We start from the raw sequence: 23,103 nt of genomic DNA, 5'->3' as shown, positions 1-23,103 counted from the left end.
TCGGGCATGGCGAGGGCGAACGATAGGCATTTGAACTATACCCGCTGGTTGCAGAGGATCGTCCCAGCGAAGACGCACGGGAAGGGACGCGATGACCGAGATCGTCGAGCCGGCTTTCGAACGGCTGGCCGGGCCGGAGGGGGCTCCGTTCACCTTCGTCCTCATCCACGGCTGGGCCCGCTCGCGGTCGGACTGGCACCCCGTGCTGCCGGGACTGCGCGAGATCGCGCCGGTCGTGCTCGTGGACCTGCGTGGGCACGGCGAGTCCGCGCCAGGGCAGGACATGCGGCTGCCGCACGTGGCGGCGGACGTGCGCGGTCTGGTGGACCGGCTCGGTCTCGGCCGCGTCGTGCTCGTCGCGCATTCCGCGGGCAGTGAGGTGGCGGCCTTCCTCGCCCGGCAGGAACCGGAGCTGGTGGCCGGGCTGGTCGCGATCGACCCGGCGTTCGGGATCCCCGACGAGGATCGCGGCCGGATCGAGGGCATCGCCGGACGACTCCGGCGCGAAGATCCTCTGGCGGTCGCTCGCGAGCACTTCGCCGGTTTCGGGCCGAGCCCCGTGCTGCCCGGGAACGGCGACCTGGTCGCCGCCGCCCCGTCGGCCGTACGCGAGCTGTTCACCGAGTTCGCCTTCGGCCCCGGGGCGCTGCATTTCCGTTCGCAGGCAACGGAGTTCTTCGCCGGATTCCCGGTTCCCGTGCTCGCGATCTACCGGAGCGACGAGCGCGCCCGCACCGCGCGCGAGTTCCTCACGGACGCCGTCATCAAGGTCCTGCCCGGCGGGCACTGGACGCACCACGAACATCCCGGCGACGTACTGGCCGCGACGGCCGGATTCCTGTCGTCACTGGAAAAGAAAGAAGCGCATCATGACTGAGCACCGCGTCGCCATCGTCACCGGAGCGGCGGGAAAACTGGGAACAGCCATCGCCGGACGACTCCTCGAAGACGGTGTCGCCGTCGTGGTCGCCGACGTCAAGGCGGACGCGGCGGCCGCGACCGCCGCCGAACTGCGGGCCCGGTTCGCCCCGCCCGCGGTCGGCATCGCCGCGGACCTCGGTTCCGTCGAGTCGATCGAGGAGCTGGTCGGGGAAGTGGGCCGGCGCTTCGGCCGGATCGACGTCATCGTCAACAACGCGGCCGTGAACCGGCGCTCCACGCTTTCGGAGCTGTCCCCGGACGCCTGGAACCAGATGAGCGACGTGAACCTGCGCGGCCCGGCGTTCCTCGTCAGCAGGGCGCTGGAGTTCTTCAAGGCGCAGCAGGCAGGTTCGGTCGTCAACATCGCTTCGCGGAACTGGGTTTCCGGCGGCCCGGTCGCCTACACCACCATGAAGGCCGGGATCGTCGGCATGACCCGCTCCTTCGCCACCGAGCTGGCGAAGTACAACGTCACCGCGAACGCCGTCGCGCCCAGCTTCATCGAGTCCGACTTCACCTCCTACGACCGCGACGAAGAGCAGATGCGGCGCTTCACCGCGGAATACCAGGCCATCACGCCGATGCCGCGGATGGCCGAACCCCGTGACGTCGCCGAGGCCGTCGCTTTCCTGGCTTCGCCCGCCGCGTCCTTCATCACCGGCGAGGTGCTGCACGTGTGCGGTGGCGCCCAGCTCGCCCCGCTCCCGCGGATCCCGCTCGCCGTCGAGCACCTGGCGCGGCAGTGAAGTTCAGCGTCGCGACGATCTGTCTGCCCACAGTGGACATTCCCGGCTGCATCGCGGAGGTCCGGGCGGCGGGATTCGGCGGGATCGAATGGCGGGTCGAACCACGCCCCGGCAGCATCCGCGATCCCCGGCCCGCGCATCCGTACCTCGTCGACCACCACGCCACCCTCCCGCTGGACGTGGCGACGGTGGAGGCGGTCGCACGCGACACACGCGCGGCGGGCCTCGACGTGATCGGTTTGGCGCCCTACATCGAGGTCGGCGATACGGAGATGCTCCGGCTCGCGTGCGACCTGGCGAACGCGGCGGGTGCTCCGCAAATCCGCTTGCAGGCGCCGAGGATCTCCCGGACGGGAAAGTCCTATTCGGACTTGTTCGAGCGAACCGTCGCGTTCTTCGGGGAAATCGAGGCGGCCGCGCGCGCGGCCGGTATCCGCGCGCTGCTGGAGATCCACCACAACACCATCTGTCCCAGTGCTTCGCTCGCTCATCGGGTGGTCTCGCGCTTCGACCCGGCGTATGTCGGCGTCATCTACGACCTCGGCAATTTCGTCTTCGAAGGCTATGAGGCGCACGAGCTCGCGCTCGACCTGCTCGGCGAGTACCTCGGGCACGTGCACCTGAAGAACGCCGCGCATTTCCGCTCGCCGGGCGGCGGCTGGCAAGCGGCCTGGACCCCGCTCGAGGACGGCGAAGTCGACGTCCCGCGGGTGCTCGGCCTCATCCGCCAGCGCGGTTACACCGGCTGGGTTTCGGTCGAGGACCTGAGCCTGGACCGCTCACCTCTGGCGACCCTGCGACACAACGCGGCCCAGCTCCGCGAATGGGACCTGCTGCACTGAAGCTTTTCCCCACTGGACAAGGAGGTCCACAATGGACGCCACGGAGTCGCCCGCGGGCACGGCGGTGCACCCGGTAGCGAAAGCTTCCCGCTACCGGTGGGTGATCCTCGCCGTGTGCTGGCTGGCCTACACGCTCATCTACCTCAACCGCACCGCCTGGTCGGTGGTCGCCGTCGACGCTTCGCATTCGATCGGGCTGACGGTGGCCCAGCTGGGGATCTTCGCCACCGCGTTGTCGATCGGGTACGTGGTCACCAACATTCCCGGCGGGATCGTCGCGGACCTGATCGGCGGCCGCCTCGCCGTGGGGATTTCCCTTGTCCTGGCCGGAATCCTGACCTTCGCCTTCGGCACGGTGCACAACCTCGGCGCAGGGATCGCGATCCAGGTCCTCATCGGGCTGGTCAGCGGCGCGGACGTCGCGTCCTTCACGAAACTGCTCAGCCGCTGGTTCCCGCCGCGGGACCGGGGGACGGCTTTCGGGCTGTACATCACCGCGACCGCGTTCGGCAGCGTGCTCGCCAACGCGTCCATCCCGGCGCTGATGGCGCGGGTGCACTGGAACGGGGTCTACTACCTGTTCGGCGTGCTGACCGTTGTGGTGGGCGTGCTCTGCTGGGTCCTGCTGCGCAACGACCCGCCCGTCGCGGTGGAGCCCGCCGGGCAGGCGGAACCGGGCGGGCGCCTCGGTTTCGCGGCGATGCTGAAGAACCGCAACCTGATGTCGCTCGCGGCCGCCGGCCTGGGCATGCAGTGGGCCACCCTGGGATTCCTGGCCTGGGGCAACTCCCTGATGGTCAAATCGCTCGGGCTCTCGGCCGGGAAGGCCGCGCTGGTCATGGTCATCGTCAGCACCACCGCGATCGGCGTCAAACCCTTGGTCGGGTTCCTGTCGGACCGGATGCGCGGCACCCGCAAGACGCACCTGATGATCCTCAGCGGGTACTTCGTGGTCATCCTGGTGGTCTTCGGCCTGGTCCGGCATTACCCGGCCATGCTGGTGCTCGCCCCGTTGCTGGGGCTCGGCGTCTACGGGTACACGGTGCTGACCAACTCGACCGTCCCGCAGTACGCCGACCCGCGGTTCGTCGGCGGTTCCTTCGGTTTCGCCAACACCGCCTGGCAACTCGGCGGCGTGTTCGCCCCGGTCGCCGTGGGCGCCGTGTTCAGCGCGACCGGCTCGCTGTTCCTGTCCTTCGGCGTGCTGGCGATCGGGCCGCTGCTGGGAGTGCTGCTGCTCCTGCCGATCCGGGAACAGGCGCGCGAACTTTCGTAGCGGGCCGAACGGGGCAATGCGGGACAGGAATCGGACAGGCGACGGAAAAAGTCTAGACCACTGTGCCGGGCGCTCGCACACTCTGGGCACGGTGTGGGTTTTTCCGTCCTGAGGAGGTTCGTCCGATGCATCGAAGAATCGCCGGGAGAGTCGCCGGCGCGGTGGTTCCCGTGCTCGTGCTGGGCACCGCCGCACTGGCCCCGGCCACGGTCGCGCAAGCGTCGCCCGCGCTGCTTTCGGCCATGCAGCGGGATTTCGGTCTCACCGCCGAACAGGTCCAGACCAGACTGGCGCAGGAGAAGGCGGCCGCGGAGGTGTTGCCCGCGGCCGAGCGAGCGGCGGGAGCCGCGTTCGGCGGGGCGTGGTTCGATGCGGCGCGGGGCAAACTCGTCGTCGGCGTCACGGACGCTTCGGTGGCCGCGGCGGTCGAGAAGGCGGGCGCCGCCACGGCGCCGGCTCGTACCAGCGCCGCCGCGCTGGACCGTGCGAAGGAAGCGCTGGACAACACGGTGAAAGGCGCGCCCGCACCGGCGTCGGTGACCAGCTGGCGCACCGACCCGCGTACGGGCAGCCTCGTCGTGACGCTTCAGCCGGGCGCGCAAGGCGCGGACGTCGACGGGTTCCTCGCTCGCGCGCGCCAGACCGGCGCGCCGGTGACCACGGTGACCGCGCCCCGCCCGGTGACCGAGGCGGCGGGCACCGTCGGCGGCGATCCCTACTACATCAACGGAAACGTCCGGTGCTCCATCGGGTTTTCCGTGCAGGGCGGGTTCGTCAGCGCCGGTCACTGCGGCTCCGCCGGTTCGACGACCACCGGCTGGGACGGCTCCGCGCAGGGCACCTTCGCCGGATCCTCCTTTCCTGGCAACGACTATTCGTTCATCAGGATCGGCAACGGCTGGTGGACCGTGCCGGTCGTACTGGGCTGGGGCACGGTGAGCGACCAGCTGGTCCGCGGTTCGGCGGTGGCCGTCGCGGGGACCTCGGTCTGCCGCTCGGGTTCGACGTCGCACTGGCACTGCGGTGTCGTGGAAGGGCTCAACGAAACGGTGAACTACTCCCAGGGCGCGGTGTACCAGGTGACGCGGACGTCGGTCTGCGCCGAGCCCGGCGACTCGGGCGGCTCGTTCATCTCCGGCGACCAGGCCCAGGGCGTGACCTCCGGCGGATACGGCGACTGCACCTCCGGCGGGGAGACGTGGTTCCAGCCGGTGAACGAGATCCTGCAGGCCTACGGACTCACCCTCGTCACCGCCTGACCGCCCGGTTCGCCGCGGCCACTCGCGCCTCTTGCCCGGGTGGCCTTTCGACAATTCCGCTGCCTCATCACGCGCCGCCTGGTCACCTCCGCCCGCACGGACGGAGGTGACCAGGCGGTGGTGTTTTCGCCGGGTTCCCGCCGTTCCCTCGGGGAAGCCTGATTGTCAGCCAGCTTTGCTCGTTTCGTCAAGCAATCTGACGGAGCTGACGCCGAAACGCGCGGTCAGAGATCAGATTGCGGCAAAGAATGGTTGACATTCCTTCCGAAGTGGCTGACGATCCTGGGTATGGTCCACGCCACAACAACGATGTTGCGGGCGCCGGGCGAACCTCCGGCAGTCCCACCCCACCGGCGCCGGTTCCGGGCTCAGTACACGCCGGAACGACTTGTCCTCACCGTTTTCGTCCTCGCGGTGGCCGCGCTCATCGCGGCCCCGATCGTGCAGGTGATCCTGCGCTCCTTCCAGCGGCAGACCGGGCTGCTCAAGTGGGTCTGGTCGGACACCCACTACACGGAGCTGCTCTCGTCCGACGTGCTCACCTCGGCGCGGAACAGCTGCGTCATCGCGCTGGGAGCGATGGCGGTGGCCACCGTCGTCGGCGTCGCGCTGGGCTGGCTCGTCGCGCGCACCGACCTCCCGTTCCGGCGCGCGTTCGAAGTGCTGAACCTGGTGCCGTTCTTCCTGTCCCCGCTGATCGGCTCGATCGCCTGGACCTACCTCGGCGACGCGCACGCCGGCCTGCTCAACCAGCTGGCCCGCTCGGCCGGGCTCACCACGGGCACGTTCTTCGACGTCCATTCGACGGCCGGGATCATCGTGGTACTCGGCCTGTTCCTGACGCCGTTCGTGATGCTGCAATGCGGCGCCGCCTTCCGCCAGATGGACAGCTCGCTGGAACAGGCGGCGCAGGCGTGCGGGGCGAGCCCGTTCCGCACGGCGGTGCGGATCACCCTGCCACTGGCGGGCCCCGCGATCCTCTCGGCGGCGATCCTCGTGTTCGTCCTCGGCATCGAGGACCTGTCCGTTCCGCTCGTCCTCGGCTACGGCCCGGGCATCCAGACCCTGTCCACCCGGATCTACGACGCGGTGCAGATCTTCCCGCCCGACTACAACTTCGGCGCGGCACTGGGCTGCGTGCTGATGCTGATCACGGCGGGGTGCCTGTACCTGCAGCGGCGGGCCTTGCGGGACCGCGGTTTCGTGACCGTCTCGGGCCGCGGGGCCAGTGCCGAGGCGATCCGGCTCGGCCGCTGGCGGTGGCTCGCGCTCGCCGGTGAGCTCGCCTACCTCGGGCTCGCCGCCGTGCTGCCCGTCGGCGTGCTCGCCATCGTGGCCTTTTCCGCGGGGTGGACGGGTTCGATCGACCTCGGCAGCCTGACGTTCGACAACGTGAAAGCGTTGTCCGGGCAGGGATCCGTCGTCGGGCGGGCGCTGGTGAACAGCCTGGTGCTGTCCACGGCGTGCGCCTTTCTCGTCGTCGCGATCAGCGTGGTCGTGGTCTACGCGCTGGAGCGGACCAGGATCACCGGCCGCCGCCTGTTCGAGGTCTGCCTGACCATGCCGGTGGCGGTGCCCGGGCTGGTGCTCGGCGTCGGCCTGCTCACCCTGGTGCTCCGCACGCCGTTGTTCGGTTCACTGTGGATCATCGGGATCGCTTACACGGTCCGGTTCCTGCCGTTCGCCCAGCGGTCGGTGTCGGCGGCCTTCCTGGCGGTGCACCCGGAACTCGAAGAGGCCGCGCGTCTTTCCGGCGCGGGCTGGTTCCGTTACACCCGGCGGGTTCTCCTGCCGCTCGTGCGCCCCGGCCTCGCCGCGGGCTGGATGCTCGTCTTCCTCACCTTCATGCGCGAGCTCCCGATGTCAGCGCTGCTGCAGACTTCGGGCACCCAAACGCTGTCGGTGGGGCTGCTGAACAGCGTGTCCTTCGAACCCCCTGGCGTGACGGCGGCGTTCACGCTGCTGCAGACGGTCGTCCTGCTGGGCTGCTCGGCGGTCTTCTGGATCGTGACCACGCGGCGGGGCGACACCGGGAACCGGATGGCGGTGGCGATGTGATGACCGACCACGTGCGCACGGCGGGCACCGAAGCCGAGGCGCCCGCGAAGCACCGGGAAGAGTCCCACCTCGAGGTGACCGGACTGACCCGCGACTACGGCGACGGCGGCGTCCGTGACGCGACGTTTTCGGTGCGGCGCGGGCAGTTGCTCACCCTGCTGGGCCCGTCCGGCTGCGGAAAGACCACGACGCTGCGGTGCCTCGCCGGGATCGAGGTGCCCGACGCGGGCACTGTCCGGCTCGGCGGCAGGCTCATGACTTCGGCCGAACGCCGCGTGCATCTGCGGCCCAGCAAACGCGACATCGGCATGGTGTTCCAGTCCTACGCGCTCTGGCCGCATCTGAGCGTGTTCGAGAACGTCGCGTTCCCGTTGCGGATGCGTGGCGCGAAAACGGCGGCGATCCGGCCGCGCGTCGAGGAGATGCTGAACCTCGTCGGCCTCGACGGGATGAGCGGCAGGCAGCCCGGTCAGCTTTCCGGCGGCCAGCAGCAACGCGTCGCGCTGGCCCGCGCGCTCGTCTACCGGCCCGGCCTGCTGTTGCTGGACGAACCGCTGAGCAACCTCGACGCCGCCCGGCGGGACTCGGTGCGGCGCGACATCGGCAGGCTGCAGCGCGAGCTGGGCATCACCGCCGTGTACGTCACGCACGACCAGGACGAGGCCATGATGCTCTCGGACCGGATCGTCGTCATGCGGGACGGCCGGATCGTCCAGGACGGCACCCCCGCCCAGCTGCTCGCCGAACCGGCGTCGCTGTTCGTCGCGAAACTGCTCGGCCAGACGAACATCATCGAAGGCGTGTTCGCCACCGAGACCACCGAGTCCGATGTGGACGGTCGCGTGCGGCGGATGGCCGGCATCGACGTGGCCCTGCCACACGGCGTGACCCGGCTCTTCGCCAGAGTCGCGGGCGAGGCGAAGGTCGGCGAACCGGTGTCGCTCGTGTGGCGGCCAGGAGACCTTCTCGTCGAGGAGGGCGAAAGCGCCGGAAACGCGCTGCCCGGCACGGTCGAGGACGTGCGGATCGGCAGCTCGCTGACCGACTACACGGTCGATGTCGGCGTCGCCCGGATCCGCGTCTTCGCGCTCGGGAAGGCGCCCGTGCCCGTCGGCACCAGGGTCACGGTTTCGTGCGCCGCCGACCGCGCGCTCTGCCTCAGCCGCTGAGCCCAGGATTTTCCCACTGAGAACAGTCAGGAGAAACGCATGCCCCACGAAGGTTCCGGCGCCATTGTCCGTTCCGCCAGCACGTTCGGTCCGATGCAGGTCGACTGGGAACCGCGGGTCGACATGGACCGGCTGCGCACCGAACGGCTCGCCAAGACCCGCGAGGCGATGGCCGCGGCCGACCTGGACTACCTGATCCAGCTGCGGGCCGAGAACGCCCGCTACAGCACCGGGATCAAGCGGCTGTACTGGCCGACGATCCAGCTGGGCGGCGGCCCGCTGGTGGTGCTCGCGGCCGAGGGCGACTCGGCGGTGTGGATCATCGATCCCGACTACGCCGCGCAGAACATCCCGTGGATTCCCGACGAGCGGTTCCACACGCCCTACCAGATGGACATCGACCGCGACGTCGAGTCCTTTGTGGACGATCTGCTGCACTACTTCGGTTCGGGCGTGGAGACGGCCAGGATCGGTGTGGACATCTGGTCGCCCGCGATGTACGACGTGCTGCACCGCAGGCTGCCGAACGCCACGTTCGTCAACGGGCAGGAGGCGATGATCGGGACGCGGCGGATCAAGACCAGGGACGAGATCACCTGCCTGAAGCTGGCGTACTCGATCTCCGAGGCCGGCATGCAGGCCGCGGTGGACATCCTGCGCCCCGGGGTGCGGGAGTGCGAGCTGGTCGGGGAGTGCTTCCGCGCGATGTGGGCGCTCGGCACGGAAACCACGCAGTGCTCCGAAGTCGTCAACTCCGGTCCCGGCGCGCATCCCTACCGGCGTTTCCACAGCGACCGCATCGTGCAGCACGGCGACCTCGTCAACATGGACTTCGGCGGCTGTTTTTCCGGCTATTTCGGCGATTTCTGCCGTGCTTTCGTGTGCGGGGGCAAGCCGACGAGCGCACAGGTCGATCTGCTCAAGAAGGCGCACGAGCTGCAGCTGGAACAGCTCGGCGCGCTCGGGCCCGGCGTGACCCCGAAGGAGCTGTGCGCCAAGCTCGGCCGCCGCACGCTCGGCCACGGGATCGGCATCTCCGCGTTCGAGGGCCCGCACCTGCGCGCCGTCGACGACTACCCGCTGGAGCCCGGGATGGCGTTCTCGGTGACCAGCCCGCCGCTGGGCGAGGACGGGGTCGGCGGGGTGCACCTCGAGGACGAGATCATCATCACCGAGACCGGGATCGACCTGTACTCGACCTACCCCTACACCCTGGGATGAGCACGCCCGCGCCCACCGGGTGGCTCGTCGTCGGCACCGGCAGGCACGCCGACGCGTTCGGGTTGCCCGGCCTCGCCGGGGCCCGGTCCGCTACCGCTCTCGCGGTGTGCGGGTCGGACCCGGCGAGGGCCTCGGCCCTCGCCGCCCGGCACGGCGTGCCGGGCTGTGGCACCGCGCTCGGTGCCCTGCTCGCCGACCCGGAGATCAGCCATGTGTACGTCTGTTCCGCCAACGCCGGGCACGAGCAGCACGTGGCCGAGGCGGCCGCGGCGGGAAAACACGTGCTGTGCGAGAAACCGCTCGCGCCGGAAACGACGGGAGCCGTCCGGCTCGCCGAGGCCTGCCGCCGGGCCGGGGTGGTCCTGGGCACCGGATTCCACCTGCGGCACAACGAGGCACACCACCGCGCGCGGGCGCTGATCCGCGACGGGACGATCGGCGTCCCGGTCGCGATACGGGTCGAGTACCTGCACGTGCTCGGGCGCGGCGATTCGACGGCCCGGCTCGCCACCTCGCGCGCGGTCACGAACCCCAGCCGGGGCTCGATGAACGGCACCGGGAGCCACGCCGTCGACCTCGTCCGCTGGCTGCTCGACGACGAACTGGGCGGCGTGGCGGCCCGGATGTCCGAAAAGGACACTGGCGCGGCACGCGGCCCGCACCGCGTCGTCGAGGTCACGGCCACCTCGGCGCGGGGCGCGATGGTGACCATCGCCGCCGGGCGGGCGCGGCATCCCGGCAACGGCATCACCGTGCTCGGCACCCGCGGCCGGATCACGGTCTCGGAGTCGATCGGCAACCACGGCGGCGGGCTGCTCCGGCTGGTCTCGGACACCGGCGAGCGAACCGTCCGCGTCGAGCCGCACGACGTGTATGCGGCTCAGTTCGACGCTTTCGTCGCCGCCACGGCGGGCGGCGGGCCCGCGTCGGCGTCCGGGGCGGACGGTGTCGCGGCGCAGCGGGTCGCCGACGCGGTCGACCACGCGATCAGGGAAGGAGTCTCGTGACCACGGTCATCACCAAACGGCTCGGCTATCTCCGGACGGCGGAACGGATCCTGGGCTCGCTCGGCCCGGTCGAGTACTGCGAAGACCAGCGGGCCGAAACCGTGCGCAAGCACCTGCCGGGGGCGCGCGTCCTCGTCGCCACCAAGGGCGTCACCGTCGACGGGCCGGTCCTGGAGTCGGCGCCGGAGCTGAGGATCATCGCGGCGCCGACCGCGGGTTACGAGTGGATCGACGTCCGCGCGGCCACGGCACGCGGGATCCCGGTCATCGCCAACACCGGCGCGGCGGCGAGCGCGGTCGCCGAGTTCACCCTCGGCACGGTGCTCGCGCTGACGCGGCGCATCGTCGCAGCCGACCGCGACCTGCGGGGCGGCGTGGACTGGGGCCGGGTCCGTGACCGGTATTCCCGGGTGGAACAGGACATCGGCTCGGACCTGACCACCAGCACGGTGGCCGTCGTCGGGCTCGGCCACATCGGCCTCGAAGTCGCGAAGAAGCTCGCGGTGCTGCGCCCCGGCAAGCTGATCGGCCACGACCCGTTCGCTTCGGCGGAGACAGCCGCCGAGGCCGGTGTCGAGCTATGTGCGGACCTCGCGGACTGCGCCCGCCAGGCGGATGTCCTGCTGCTGCACGTCCCGCTGACCCCGGCGACGACCCATCTGGTCGACGCGGACCTGCTCGCGGCCATGAAACCGACGGCCTTCCTGGTGAACTGCTCGCGCGGACCGGTCGTCGAGGAGGCCCCGCTGGTGGCCGCCCTGCGCGAGAACCGGCTCGCCGGAGCCGCGCTGGACGTCTTCGAACAGGAGCCGCTGCCGGTCGATTCTCCCTTGCGGCGGCTGGAAAACGTGATCCTCACCCCGCACATCGGCGGCGTCACGGCGCAGTCGGACGAGGTCAGGGCCCGCGAGATCGGCCGGCGCGTGCTGGCCTGCGCGGCGGGCACCAGGCCGGCCGGACTCGTCAACCCGGAGGTCTGGGAGCACCGCCGTCCCTACGAGAACACCGAGGAGTCCTGATGATCTTCTGCTGCTACGACGGCGGCACGCTCGGCGTGGTCGCGGACGGCCGGGTCACGGCCGTGCCCGATTCGGTCGTGCCCGCCACCACCGCGCCGCAGGACCGGGTCGAGCTGCTCATCGAGACCTACGCGGACAAGCGCGCGGAGCTGGCCGCGCTGGCGGCCGACGCCACGCTGGCCCATCCGCCGCTGGCCGCGGTTTCGCTGGAGGCGCCGGTGCCGTCGCCGAAACAGCTGCTCTGCGCGGTGAAGAACTACGCCGACGACAGGCAGGGCGTGGCCGCCGACTTCTTCCTCAAGTCGCCGTTGTCCGTCGTCCCGACCGGATCGACGGTGACGCTCCCGCCGGTCGAGGCCAGGGTGTTCCACCACGAGCCGGAGCTGGCGGTGGTGATCGGCCGGGCCGGGCGGGACATCGCGGCGGCGGACGCGATGGACCACGTGTTCGGCTACACCGGCTTCCTCGACCTGTCGGCCCGCGACGTCGGCACCACCTACTACTTCAAGAAATCGCCGGCGGGGTTCGGCCCGATGGGGCCGGTGCTCGTGACCGCGGACGAGATTCCCGACCCGCACGACCTCACCGTCGAACTCTCGGTCAACGGCGAGGTGCGGCAGCGCTATTCGACCGCGCGGATGGCCAACCGCATCGACCGGCTCATCGAGGTCGCGTCGTCGGTGGCGGGGGTGGTGCCCGGCGACGTGATCGCCACCGGCACCTACCACGTCGGCATGGGCCCGGTGCAGGACGGCGACCACGTGGTGATGACTGTCGAAGGCATCGGCGAACTGGCGGTCGACGTGGCCGACCCGCTGCACCGGGCGTGGGACGGCGCGGGCAAGCGGCTCCCGGCCGAGCCCGCCGGACATCGCGCATAAGCCGTTCCGGCAGCCACAACGACGTGGACAGGTGAAGGAGCCCTCGATCATGAACCGACCAGCAGCGAAGAAAAACCCGCGCCGCGCGCTCGCCGCGTGCCTGACCGCCGTGCTCGCGCTCACGGCCTGTGGCCCGGGCGGGGACGACAGCGGGGCGCAGGTGGACATCTCCGGTGTCACCGCGCCGGTGCTCGACAAGCTCACCGGCGCCGAGCACGACCGGGTAGCGCGCCTGATCGCGCAGGCGCGGGGCGAGAACGAACTGAGCTGGATCGACTCGGTCGTCGCGCCCACCACCGCCACCGCGATGTTCGCCGCTTTCCAGCAGCAGTACGGGTTGCCGGGAGCCAAGCTGACGTTCGAGCGGCTCACGTCCGGGCAGCTGTCCTCGCGCCTGGAACAGGAGGTCTCGGCCGGACAGGGCAAGACCGATTTCTTCGGGGTGGCGTCCCCGCGGCTGCTTTCCGAGCTCGCGGACGGCAATGGCCTGACGCAGTACGACTCACCCGAATCGGTGCATTACACGGCCGCGTCGAAGTACGTCGCGCAGAAGCCGGGGTACTACATCGCCCCGGTCGCGTATGCCTTCGCCGTGGTGGTGAACCCCGGGAAATACGCCAAGCCCGTCACCAGCTGGGCGGACCTGGCCGACCCCGCGCTGAAGGGCAAGTGGGACGTGCCCAACGTGTCCGCCAACGAGGGCTCGCTCTACTGGTACTACGGGCTGCGCGGCAAGCTGGACCCGTCGGTGTTCCGGGACTGGGCGGCCAACGGGCCGCTGACCTCGACCGGCAGCTCGGCCGAAGAGGCGCAGAAGGTCGCGCAGGGACAGGTCAGCGTGTCGGTCACGTCGGGGTTCCGGGTGTCGCAGACCGTGGCCCAGACCAAAGTCCCGCTGAAGGTCTACTACCCGCAGGAGGGCACGCCGCTGGCCGGACAGACGTACGCCATCACCTCCACGGCACCGCACGCGGCGATCGCTAAGCTGTTCGACGACTGGCTGCTCAGTGAAGCGGGACAGCGGATGTATGTGGAAAAGGAGGGCATCGGCTCGTTCTACCCCGGCGTGGACCCGCCGGCGTCGGCGGCGCCGTACCAGCCCGCCTTCTCGGACATGCCGATCATCCCGCTCAACACCGACCAGGTCGCCACGAGCGAGCTGGACAAGGCCCGGACCGAGTGGAAGGGGCTGTTCTCGCGGTGAAGCCGCCGCGTGCCGGGTGGCCTTCCGGGCCAGGAGAAGAAGAAAGTGATCAGGGGGACCGCTGATGCCGGCCAGTTTGCCCGCCGAGCCGGCGGACGAGGATCGTTCGCTGACCGGGACGGTGCTCCGTGCCCGGCGCGAGCTCGCCGCCGCGATCCGGCGCGGCGACTACCGGCCCAACCAGCGGCTGATCGAAAGCGAGCTGACCGCCGCGCTGGACATCTCGCGCGCCACCCTCCGCTCGGTGCTGATCGCGCTGGAGCAGGAGAACTACATCTCGCTCGAACTCAACCGGTCGGCCAGGGTGCGGCAGTTCTCGCTGGAGGAGGCGCACGGGATCCTGGAGACGAGGGAGATCCTGGAGTCGGCCGCCGCGGGACTGGCCGCCGCCAGGATCCTCCCGGAGGAATGCGACCGGCTGGACGAGCTGATGGCGTCGATGGCCGACGCGGATCGCGACGGCGATGCCGAGACGTACTCGCGGCTCAACCACGAGTTCCACACGCTGGTGATCACCGCGGCGCGGCAGCCCACCCTGCTGCGGCTGCTGTCGGCCACCCCGTATCCCTTGGTGGTCAAGCAGTTCCACGATTTCGCGGTGCCGCATCCGCGGCCGGACACGATGGCCGAGCACCGGGCGATCGTCGCCGCGCTGCGGATCAACGACGGCGAGGTGGCGGAGGCGGCGATGCGGCATCACATCGCGGCGGTGCGGCAGGGGCTGGCGTTGCCGGACCGTGCGGAGGGTGAGGGCGGGTGACCGGGATTTCCTTGGCGGGCAAGGTGATCGTCGTCACGGGCGCGGCTCGGGGGCTCGGGCGCGCGTATGCGGCGCGGCTGGCGGCCCGGGGCGCGCGCGTGGTCGTGAACGACGTCGCCGGTGTGGCGGACGTGGTGGAACAACTGCGGCTCGCCGGGGCGACGGCGTTCGGCTGTGCCGGTTCGGTCGCCGACCCGGACACCGCCGAGACACTGGTCGGCACGTGCCTGCGCGAGTTCGGCCGGATCGACGGCCTGGTGAACAACGCCGGTGTGCGGCCGGAGGGCTGGAGCTGGGAGGAGGACCCGGAGATCACCCGGCGCACCGTGGAGGTCAACCTGCTCGGCACCCTCCACTGTGGAGCCGCCGCGCTGAAAGCCATGGTGCGCCAGGGTTCCGGCTCGATCGTGAACGTGTCGTCGCGGGCACAGGCCGGGATACCGCGCAGTGCCACGTATGCGGCGACCAAGGGCGCGGTGGCGTCGCTGACCTATTCGTGGGCGCTGGATGTGCCCCCGGGCGTGCGGGTCAACGCGATCGCCCCGCAGGCGCGCGGCACGGGGACGCGCCGGCCAGGCACGGTTTTCCGGCCGGAGGAACCGGAGCCGGAGGCGATCGCCCCGCTCGTGACGTACCTGCTGAGCGACGCGGCCGCCCGGGTCAACGGGCAGGTCGTCCGTCTCATCGGGCGGCCGGCCGGGATGGCTCTCGGGGTGGTCAAGCACCCGCGCGGTGCACGGGTGCTGACCGACCCGGGCGGCTGGACCGAAGAGGCCATCGCCGCCGCCTTCGCCGGCGACCTCGGGCCCGACCTGGAACCGGTCGGCGCCGCGACCGGCTAGTGTTTCGTGATCTTGTGGTCTTTACGCGCGGGTGTGTTTGCCCGCCAGGGCGCCGAGTTGGCCCCTGGCGTTGCCGAGTTGGCCCGGGGCGTTGCCGAGTTGGCCCGGGGCGTTGCCGAGTTGGCCCGAGGCGTTGCCGAGTTGGCCGACCGCTGCCGCCGTGGGCAAACTCAGCGACCGGACCGGCAAAATCAGTGACGCGGCGGGCAAACTCACCGACCGCAGGGGCAAACACGGCAACGTAAACCGGAGAGGGTCACGAAACCTAGGTGTTCTCGCCGAAACAGGTGGCTGATGCGAGGTCGTAGCGCAGCACCACGTCGTCGCCTCGGTCGAGGCTCAGATCGGTGTGGCTGAGCACTTTCACGGTGGTGCCGCCGGCCTCCACGACGTACTCGAACTCCGGGCCGGTCGGGTACCAGTCCCGCAGCCGCCCCGCGAAACCCTCGCCGTCGGCCGAAAGCCGTAGGTCCGCGGACAGCCGCAGGGCCGTCGGCCGGATCGCCACCACCGCCTGGCTGCCTGCCGGGAGCGGTTCCCTTGCCCTCGCCCGGAGTTTCGCGCCGCCCGGCAGCGCGATCGTCACCACCGCGGTCCCGGCCTCGCGCGTGACCCGGTCGACCTGGCCGCGCAGGAGGTTCGCCGAACCCAGCAGCGACGCGACGAACGGCGACGCGGGCTCGGCGAGCAGTTCCCGCGGCGAACCGGCCTGCACGAACCGGCCCTCCGCCATGACCACGATCCGGTCGGACAGCGCCATCGCCTCGGTGCGGTCGTGCGTCACGTACAGCGCGGTGATCCCGAGTTCCTGCTGGGTGCGCCGGATGTCGTGCCGGACCGTTTCCCGGAGCTCGGCGTCGAGGTTGCTCAGCGGCTCGTCGAACAGCAGCAGCTTGGGCTGGTAGACCATCGCGCGGGCCAGCGCGACGCGCTGCTGCTGCCCGCCGCTGAGCCGGTCGGGCGTCCGCCCGGCCAGCGGCCCGAGCCCGACAAGGTCGAGCATCCGCTGCGCGCGTTCCCCGGCCTCGCGCCGGCGGATCTTCCTGGCGCGCAACGGGTACATCACGTTCTCCAGCGCCGTCATGTGCGGCCACAGCGCGTAGGACTGGAACACCAGGCCGATGTCGCGGCGTTCGGGCGGCAGGTCGATCTTGTCCCGCCGCGACCACACGGCCCGGCCGCCGATCCAGATGTCACCGCCGGTCGGGGTGTCGATCCCGGCCAGGCATCGCAGCGTGGTGGTCTTCCCGCAGCCCGACGCGCCCAGCAGGCTGACCAGCTCCCCCTTCGGCACGGTCAGGTCGATCCCGGAAACTCCCGCGCCGCCCGGGTAATGGCGCACCAGGCCGCGGACGACGAGATCCCCTTCCGCCGCCGGGGAACCGCCGTCCGTGCGCGCGGGCCTGGACTGGGCAACCGAACTTGTCATGGTCGTTCGCCTTCCTGGGTAACGGAGTTCAGCGCGCGGCCAGCGTCCTCGCCGGCTCGACGAAGGACTGGTCGACGAGCGCGCCTAGATCGACTTCCAGCGGCCGGCCGAGCGCGGACTCCAGGTCGGCGGCCACGGCCGAAAGCGGGGGCAGTGACGGCGTCAGGGTGCGCAGCGCGGTGGAGAACAGCCCGTGCACCTCGCGCAGGACGTCCTCGTCGTCGAGCCTGCTGGCTTTCGCCAGATGCGGCAGGGCGGCGTCGGCGTCTTCCTGGAACAGCCTGGCGCCCTTCATCGAGCCGGCCAGGAAACGCACGAGGGTGGCGGGATTCTCGTCGGCGTAGCGGCGGCTGGTCACCACGGCGCCGCACTGGTAGGGCTCGGGCTCGTCCCGGAAGTCCAGCAGGATCGGCAGGCCCATCTTGCGGGCCATCAGCGGAGTCGGCACGGTGAAACAGATCGCGCTGATGTCGCCCCGGTCGACCGCGGCGAGCAGGGACGCGCGGTCCGGGAAGTCGGGTTTGAACTCGACATCGGTCTTCGGGTCGAGGCCGAGCTTCGTCAGCGCCCGGCTGATCACCACCTGGTTCTGGTCGCCCAGCCCGAACGTGCCGATGGTCGTTCCCTTCAGGTCGCCGGGCTTGGTGATGTGGCGGGCGCCGATCATCCCGAAGACGTTCTCGTCCTCCATGTTCATCACGTTGACGGGGTCCGCGCCCGCCATCGCCTGGTTGAGGATGCACACGCCGGGGCAGGTGGCCGCGTCGACCTCGCGCCGGATGGCGGCGTCGAGCGCGTCGCTGGTCCGGGGATAGACGACCAGTTCGACCTCGACGCCCGCTTCCTCGTAGAAGCCGCGTTCCTGAGCGAGGGTGAACACGGCGTTGACCGCGCCGGAGTTGCTGTAGGAGTGGCGGAAGACGGGGGACATGGGACTCCTTCGGGGTGGTGGGTTCAGAACGTGCGCCGGACGCGCCGGCGGCGGGGCCGGTCGCCGGGGTAGACGAGACCGCTGGCGTCGACCCCGAGGTCGACCATCGCCTTGGCCAGCGCGAGCGAAGTGGACAGGCCGTCGAGGACCGGGACCTCCCAGCCGATCTCGTGCAGTCGCTTTTCGACGAACGGCCGGAGCCAGAACGTGCCGGAACAGCTGAAGATGATCACGTCGGCGCCGTCCTCCTCGATGGCGGCCACCGCCGCGGCGGTCGCTTTCTCGACGGCGTCGGAATGCTCGCCCCGCAAGGCTTTCTGTTTCTCCGCGTGGATGTCCCGGCCTTCGTCGTGGCCGTACGGCGGGCGGCCGTGCGGGAAGTCGATGCTCCGGATGCCCGCGCACCGGTCGGCGAACCTGTGCTGGAGCACCAGGTCGTAGTAGTGCATGCTGTGGCTCTCGGCCAGGTCGATGACGCCGAACCGGTTGCCGAGCATGGCGGCCACGTGCATCTGGCTGAACGCCGCCGAGGTGACCGGGAGGTGGTACCGGCGGGCGATCTCCCGGCACGCCGGGGCGCCAGGTTCGCCGCCGCCGAGCAGCACGATCGCGTTGTACCGCCCGCTTTCGCAGGCTTCGCGGACGATGCCCAGCCTCGCGGCGCCGACGAGGGCGAACTCCTCGCGGTTTTCCACCGCCCAGTCGCCGTAGGGCGCGACCGGTCCGTTGAGCAGTTCCCAGTCGACGTCGGCCAGCAGCGGCGCGACGTCCGCGTGGTTGGGCAGCCGTTGTTCCTTGGGCCTGCCACCGACGGCCGCGGCGGGATGCCCGGAGCCGGCGGACAGGCTGAAGGAGCGCACCAGGGCGAACCGGTACCGGGCTTGGCGGGATCCGTTGGTGTCCAAGGGTTTTCTCACATCCTCAGTGCTTCGCGCCGGGCGCCGCCGGAGAACAGGGTGAGCGAGGCGACGGCGAGGAACAGGACGATCTGCAGCAGGGCGAAGGCCGCCACCACACCGGTCTGCTGGAGCGACGAAATGCTCAGCAGCGCGACCGAAAGCGTGCGGTTGCCGCCCGCGTAGAGCAGGTTGGAGATGCCGACGTCGCGCATCAGCAGGATGAACAACAGCAGCCAGCCGCCCACCATGGCCGGGCGCAGGAGCGGGACGACGATCCGGCGGAGCGTCTGGCCGAGCCCGCGGCCGGACACCCGCGAGGCGTCCTCCAGCTCCGGGTGGATGGCACCGAAGGCGGCGTCGACGGTGCGCAGGCCGTAGGGGAAATAGCGGACGGCGAACCCGATCGCGATGATCCAGATCGTCGCGTACAACGGCGTCTGCACGAGCAGGTTCAGCAGCCCCACCGCGATCGTGGACCCCGGGATCGCCAGCGGGACCGAGAGGATCACCTCGGCGAAGCGGCCGCCCCGGATCCTCATGCGGTGCACCGCGTACGTCACGACGGCGGCGAGCGCGACCACCGCCGTGGCGACCACGACGGCCAGCACGAGACTGTTCCAGAACGCCGAGACGACCGGAGCCGAGTACGAACCGGTCTCGAACACGGCCTTGAAGTTGTCGAACGTGAGCAGGTGGACGTCGAGGGTGCCACTCCACCGGCGCTGGACGGCGGTCAGCACGAGCGCGGCCATCGGCAGGACGACCGCGACGAATATCCACAGTAGACAGAAGGCGAGCGCCGGCCACTTCGCCCAGCCGAGCGCCATCCGGCTCGCGGCGGAAGCCTTGCCGGAAAGCGTGTAGCCCGCCCGTTTCCCGAGCAGCCGCGACTGGAGCCAGAACGCCAGCACCGGGATCACCAGCAGCAGCACGCTGGCGGCCGCGGCGAAGTTGTAGTCCGCCGGGAACTCCCGCTGGATGACCTCCCAGATGCGCAGCGGCAACGGGTCGATGCCCACCGGGGAGCCCAGGACGAGCGGCACGCCGAGATCCTCGAACCCCATCGCGAACGTCATGATGAAGGCGGACACGATGCCGCGGCTGACCAGCCGGAGCGTGATCTGCCTGCTGACGCGGAACCGGCCGGCCCCGCACACCCTGGCCGCCTGCTCCAGCGCCGGGTCCATCTGGCGCAGCGCCCCGGAGATCATCAGGAACGCCAGCGGGGTGTGGGCGATCCCGATGACGAGGATGATGCCGCCCTGGGAATAGACGTCGAACCACGGCGTGCCCGCCAGGTGGTTGACGAGGCCGGTGTTGGGCGAACCCACGTACTGCCAGCAGATCGCGAGCAGGAACGAGGACAGGAAGAACGGGACGTAGGAACAGATCTCGATGAGCCGGCGGCCGGGCAGGTCGGTGCGGACCACGAGGAAGGCGAGCAGCGCGCCGGCGATCGTGGCGAGCCCGGCGCTGCCGACGCCGAACTTCAGTGACAGCAGGGCCGAGTCGCGGATGCGGGGTGAGAGCAGCGCGCGATAGCTGTCCCAGGACCAGACACTGGTCAGCAGCCCGGTTTTGGCGTGCAGGCTGTCGTAGAGGACGGCGATCAGCGGCACCACGACCAGCGCCGTCACGGCCCACGTCAAGACCGTGACGATCCCTCGGCCGGGACCGCTCCGGCCGCGGGAACGGAAAGCGCGGCGCGTGCGGGGTTCCGCCGGTCCTGGCCGGGGTGGAGCGTCGAGCGTCATGGGATCTCCCGGATCGGTCGGTGCGGGTCAGCCGCCGAAGACGCCGACGAACTCGTCGCGCGAGGCCTGCATCGTCTTGCGGTCCGCCAGCTGGTCCAGCACGATGGCGTGCGCGGCGGCGGGGCTGGCCGGGGCGAAATGCGCGAGATCGGCCGGCATCTTGACGTCCTCGCGGACCGGGGTCGCCGCCTGTTTTTCGACCATGGTCTGCACGGCGGCCTGGCTCAGGATGAAGTCCATGAACAGCTTCGCCGCGGACGGATGCGGGCAGCCTGTCAGGATGCCGACGCTCCAGCCGTCCAGTACGGCGCCTTCCTTGGGGAAACCCACTTCCAGCGGGATTCCGAGCTGCTGGGCGGTGTTGTGCACGGTGTGGCTCTGGGTGACCGCGATCGTCAGCTCGCCCTGGGACACCATCTGGGTCGCCACGGTCGAGTTGCCGACGCCGACGCGCGGGGCGTTTCCCTTGAGGCTCTGGAAGAAGCTCAGGGGCAGGACTTCGCGCAGGCCGCGGTACATGAGCAGGGCGGACTCGCTCGACGGCACGCCAGGCCAGCTGAGTTTGCCCTTGAGCCGGGGATCGAGCAGGTCGTACCAGCTGCTCACGCCAGTGGTCCAGACCTTCGGGTTGTAGACCGGGAGGTACTGCACGGCGATCGGCGAAGCCCAGTAGCCGGGATCGAAACTGACGTATTTTTCGGTGCCCTGGTAGGCCTTCAGCTCGGGGGACTGGTAGTTCTCCAGCATCCCGGCGTCCTTGAGGGTCTTGAAGAACGACGGGGATCCGTTGAGCCCGACCACATCGGTCTTGATCTGCCGCGAGGTCACCTCGGACTGCACCCGGGACGTCACCTGGGCCGTCTGCAGGTTTTCGAAGGTCACCTGCAGCGCGGGCAGGTTGTAGCGGGTCTTGAAGGCGTCGATCAGCGGGTCCTTGGACTCGGTGATGATCGGCGTGATCCAGTTGAGCGCGCCTTCGGAGCGGGCCTTGGCGATGAGGGTGGCGACGCGGGTCCTTTCGTCGCCGGTCAGGCCGTCGAGCGCGGGCGCCTGCACGCCGGAGATGTCGACGGCGGCGGACTCCTGCCCGCCGGCACCTCCGCACGCGGTGAGGCCCAGCGCGGCGGCGCCGACGGTGGCGAGAAAGGATCGCCGGGACCAGTCGGCCCGGCCGGGGAGCGAGGTGTGTGCCATGGGTCCGTGTCCTCCCGTGAACGGCCGGCGCCGGGCGACGCCGGTACGGAGGTCTTTCGGGACGCGCGTCGGCAGGGCGCGGCGCGAAGGTGTCCCGAGGGTGGGCTGGTCCGCCGCGTACGCGGGGCGGGCACTGAGGTGGGGTGCGGTGGCGGCCGGGCCGCCTGGTCGTCCGGCCGGTTCGAGGCGGGCCGGGCGGTGATCAGTTCCGGCGGGAACGCGCCGGGGGGAAGGCCGCGAAGTCCGGCCGGCCGGGCGCCGCCGGGCGCGGCCGGGGCGCGGGTCGTTGCGAGCAGCGGAGCGTGGCTCGGGACTTCGACATCGGCTTCCCCTTCGACTTTGAACGGGCGCCTCGGATTGTTAGTCAGATAACACTCAATCGTCAAGCGATCGGTGCAAGTTGTTGCGAGGCGATGGGGGATTATCGGAGGTTGCTGGGGTGATCAGTTGACAACTGGCCGTGTTTTGGCTGACGATCGTGGTTCCAAGTCGCCTCGTGAGGAGGTCGTGTGTCCGGTGCCGGTCCGGCGGTCCCGCGCCGGCGCGCGATACGGTCGTACGGTCCTTGTCGGTTTCCGGAAGTGCCCAGCTAAGGCGGTGCGGGATGGAGCAGTCATGACCGTCTCGGCGACGGCCGAGCCGTTCGGGAACAGCCCGCAGGCGAACACGATCCTGCGGGCGCGCCAGGAACTGGCCGCGGCGATCCGGCGTGGGGACTACCAGCCGAACCAGCGCCTGATCGAAGGGGAGCTGACCGCCGCTCTCGGGATTTCCCGGCCGACGCTGCGGGCCGTGTTCGTCGCGCTCGAGCAGGACGATTACATCTCGCTCGAGCGCAACCGCGGGGCGCGCGTCCGCCATTTCTCGCCGGACGAAGCGGTCGAGATCCTCGTGACGAGGGAGATCCTCGAAGCCGCACTCGCCGGGCTCGCGGCGGAGCGGATCGAGCGGAGCGAACGCGAGGCGCTGGAGGCGATCGTCGCGCGGATGGGCGAAGCCGACGAGGCGGGCGACGCCGCTGGGTATTCGGCCTGCAACCGGGAATTCCACGCGCTGCTCATTTCGGCCGCCCGGCAGCCGTGGCTGACGCGCTGCATCGCCGCGACGCCCTACCCGCTGGTGATGGCCCAGTACCGCGACCCCGGCGCCCCGCACCCGCGGCCCGGATCGCTGCGGGAGCACCGGGCGATCCTCGCCGCCGTGTGCACCGGAAACCGCCCGGCCGCGGAGGCCGCGATGCGGCACCACCTCGGCGCGACCCGCCGGGCGCTGGGAATCAACGCGGCGGAGCCTGCCCGGTCTGGTGGAGCTCGCTGAACGGGGCTCTCGCCGCTGCCTGAGGGCGGGCCGGGGGAGCGTCCGGAACGCTTTGCGCCGCAAGAGGTTTCGGGACTTCGCTGACTGCCGGATCGGGCTGGTGGTGGGTTGTTTGCGGGGTTGACCGTGGTTCGGTGGTGCCGTGTCGTGGCGAGCGGGCTGGTGCCGGAGTGGGGAGCGGGACCGTCGTGCGCCGCAAGCAGGTTCAGGACTTCGCTGACCGCCGGGTCCAGCTGGCGGTGGGTTGTTCGCGGGGTTGACCGTGGTTCGGTGGTGCCGTGTCGTGGCGAGGGGGCTGGTGGCGGAGTGGTGAGTGGGTGCGGGACCGTCGTGCGCCGCAAGCGGGAGTGCGTCGGCGATCCACCGCGCGGCGG

At 70.4% G+C, this 23,103-nt stretch carries 20 protein-coding genes; 15 read left to right on the top strand and 5 right to left on the bottom strand.

The window, feature by feature from the left end; genetic code table 11:
• Nucleotides 1-91: 91 nt before the first annotated feature.
• From FPZ12_RS18540 to FPZ12_RS18475, 14 genes are all read left to right on the top strand, one after another.
• Nucleotides 92-877 (top strand): alpha/beta fold hydrolase, encoded by a 786-nt coding sequence (locus FPZ12_RS18540; protein ID WP_144749079.1) that lies wholly within the window; start codon nucleotides 92-94, stop codon nucleotides 875-877.
• On the top strand, nucleotides 870-1,667 hold the full coding sequence (locus FPZ12_RS18535; RefSeq protein ID WP_144749078.1) for an SDR family NAD(P)-dependent oxidoreductase: 798 nt from the start codon (nucleotides 870-872) through the stop codon (nucleotides 1,665-1,667). The genes FPZ12_RS18540 and FPZ12_RS18535 overlap by 8 nt, the downstream gene beginning before the upstream one ends.
• Complete coding sequence (locus FPZ12_RS18530) at nucleotides 1,664-2,509, top strand: sugar phosphate isomerase/epimerase family protein (RefSeq protein ID WP_166462810.1); 846 nt, start codon at nucleotides 1,664-1,666, stop codon at nucleotides 2,507-2,509. Before FPZ12_RS18535 ends, FPZ12_RS18530 begins: the two co-directional genes overlap by 4 nt.
• A 31-nt stretch (nucleotides 2,510-2,540) precedes the next feature.
• Nucleotides 2,541-3,785, top strand: a complete 1,245-nt coding sequence (locus FPZ12_RS18525) for an MFS transporter (RefSeq protein ID WP_144749076.1) — start codon at nucleotides 2,541-2,543, stop codon at nucleotides 3,783-3,785.
• Between the two features lie 125 nt (nucleotides 3,786-3,910).
• Nucleotides 3,911-5,044, top strand: coding sequence for a S1 family peptidase (locus FPZ12_RS18520; protein ID WP_144749075.1), 1,134 nt, complete (start codon nucleotides 3,911-3,913; stop codon nucleotides 5,042-5,044).
• Between the two features lie 288 nt (nucleotides 5,045-5,332).
• Nucleotides 5,333-7,102, top strand: coding sequence for an ABC transporter permease (locus FPZ12_RS18515; RefSeq protein ID WP_144749074.1), 1,770 nt, complete (start codon nucleotides 5,333-5,335; stop codon nucleotides 7,100-7,102).
• Entirely contained in the window at nucleotides 7,102-8,271 is a 1,170-nt protein-coding gene (locus FPZ12_RS18510; protein ID WP_144749073.1) for an ABC transporter ATP-binding protein, read from the top strand. Before FPZ12_RS18515 ends, FPZ12_RS18510 begins: the two co-directional genes overlap by 1 nt.
• A 39-nt stretch (nucleotides 8,272-8,310) precedes the next feature.
• Nucleotides 8,311-9,492, top strand: coding sequence for a M24 family metallopeptidase (locus FPZ12_RS18505; protein WP_144749072.1), 1,182 nt, complete (start codon nucleotides 8,311-8,313; stop codon nucleotides 9,490-9,492).
• Complete coding sequence (locus FPZ12_RS18500; protein ID WP_144749071.1) at nucleotides 9,489-10,499, top strand: Gfo/Idh/MocA family protein; 1,011 nt, start codon at nucleotides 9,489-9,491, stop codon at nucleotides 10,497-10,499. The genes FPZ12_RS18505 and FPZ12_RS18500 overlap by 4 nt, the downstream gene beginning before the upstream one ends.
• On the top strand, nucleotides 10,496-11,518 hold the full coding sequence (locus FPZ12_RS18495; RefSeq protein WP_144749070.1) for an NAD(P)-dependent oxidoreductase: 1,023 nt from the start codon (nucleotides 10,496-10,498) through the stop codon (nucleotides 11,516-11,518). Before FPZ12_RS18500 ends, FPZ12_RS18495 begins: the two co-directional genes overlap by 4 nt.
• Complete coding sequence (locus tag FPZ12_RS18490) at nucleotides 11,518-12,399, top strand: fumarylacetoacetate hydrolase family protein (protein WP_144749069.1); 882 nt, start codon at nucleotides 11,518-11,520, stop codon at nucleotides 12,397-12,399. Before FPZ12_RS18495 ends, FPZ12_RS18490 begins: the two co-directional genes overlap by 1 nt.
• A 49-nt stretch (nucleotides 12,400-12,448) precedes the next feature.
• Nucleotides 12,449-13,603 carry an ABC transporter substrate-binding protein gene (locus tag FPZ12_RS18485; protein ID WP_144749068.1) on the top strand — a complete coding sequence of 385 codons (1,155 nt, stop codon included), beginning with the start codon at nucleotides 12,449-12,451 and terminating at the stop codon, nucleotides 13,601-13,603.
• 64 nt (nucleotides 13,604-13,667) lie between these two features.
• On the top strand, nucleotides 13,668-14,363 hold the full coding sequence (locus FPZ12_RS18480) for a GntR family transcriptional regulator (RefSeq protein WP_144749067.1): 696 nt from the start codon (nucleotides 13,668-13,670) through the stop codon (nucleotides 14,361-14,363).
• Complete coding sequence (locus tag FPZ12_RS18475) at nucleotides 14,360-15,205, top strand: SDR family NAD(P)-dependent oxidoreductase (protein ID WP_144749066.1); 846 nt, start codon at nucleotides 14,360-14,362, stop codon at nucleotides 15,203-15,205. The genes FPZ12_RS18480 and FPZ12_RS18475 overlap by 4 nt, the downstream gene beginning before the upstream one ends.
• A gap of 265 nt (nucleotides 15,206-15,470) precedes the next feature.
• Here FPZ12_RS18475 and FPZ12_RS46865 read toward each other — a convergent pair whose 3' ends face one another.
• The 5 genes from FPZ12_RS46865 to FPZ12_RS18450 form a co-directional block, all read right to left on the bottom strand.
• On the bottom strand, nucleotides 15,471-16,634 hold the full coding sequence (locus FPZ12_RS46865) for an ABC transporter ATP-binding protein (protein ID WP_144749065.1): 1,164 nt from the start codon (nucleotides 16,632-16,634) through the stop codon (nucleotides 15,471-15,473).
• 28 nt (nucleotides 16,635-16,662) lie between these two features.
• Nucleotides 16,663-17,565, bottom strand: a complete 903-nt coding sequence (locus FPZ12_RS18465; protein ID WP_144749064.1) for an ABC transporter substrate-binding protein — start codon at nucleotides 17,563-17,565, stop codon at nucleotides 16,663-16,665.
• A 23-nt stretch (nucleotides 17,566-17,588) separates the two neighbouring features.
• Entirely contained in the window at nucleotides 17,589-18,470 is an 882-nt protein-coding gene (locus FPZ12_RS18460; RefSeq protein WP_144749063.1) for an aspartate/glutamate racemase family protein, read from the bottom strand.
• A gap of 8 nt (nucleotides 18,471-18,478) precedes the next feature.
• On the bottom strand, nucleotides 18,479-20,113 hold the full coding sequence (locus FPZ12_RS18455) for an ABC transporter permease (protein ID WP_166462809.1): 1,635 nt from the start codon (nucleotides 20,111-20,113) through the stop codon (nucleotides 18,479-18,481).
• A gap of 132 nt (nucleotides 20,114-20,245) precedes the next feature.
• Nucleotides 20,246-21,412, bottom strand: a complete 1,167-nt coding sequence (locus tag FPZ12_RS18450; protein WP_144749061.1) for an ABC transporter substrate-binding protein — start codon at nucleotides 21,410-21,412, stop codon at nucleotides 20,246-20,248.
• 615 nt (nucleotides 21,413-22,027) lie between these two features.
• Between FPZ12_RS18450 and FPZ12_RS18445 the strand changes: the two genes are divergently transcribed.
• A complete protein-coding gene (locus tag FPZ12_RS18445) occupies nucleotides 22,028-22,729 on the top strand; it encodes a GntR family transcriptional regulator (protein ID WP_144751712.1) in 702 nt (233 codons plus the stop codon).
• Nucleotides 22,730-23,103 lie beyond the last annotated feature (374 nt).

It is taken from the genome of Amycolatopsis acidicola (genome assembly GCF_007713735.2).
Taxonomy (GTDB): domain Bacteria; phylum Actinomycetota; class Actinomycetes; order Mycobacteriales; family Pseudonocardiaceae; genus Amycolatopsis_E; species Amycolatopsis_E acidicola.
Note: the sequence above shows the minus strand (reverse complement) of the source record. Positions and strands in the feature narration are given on the sequence as shown.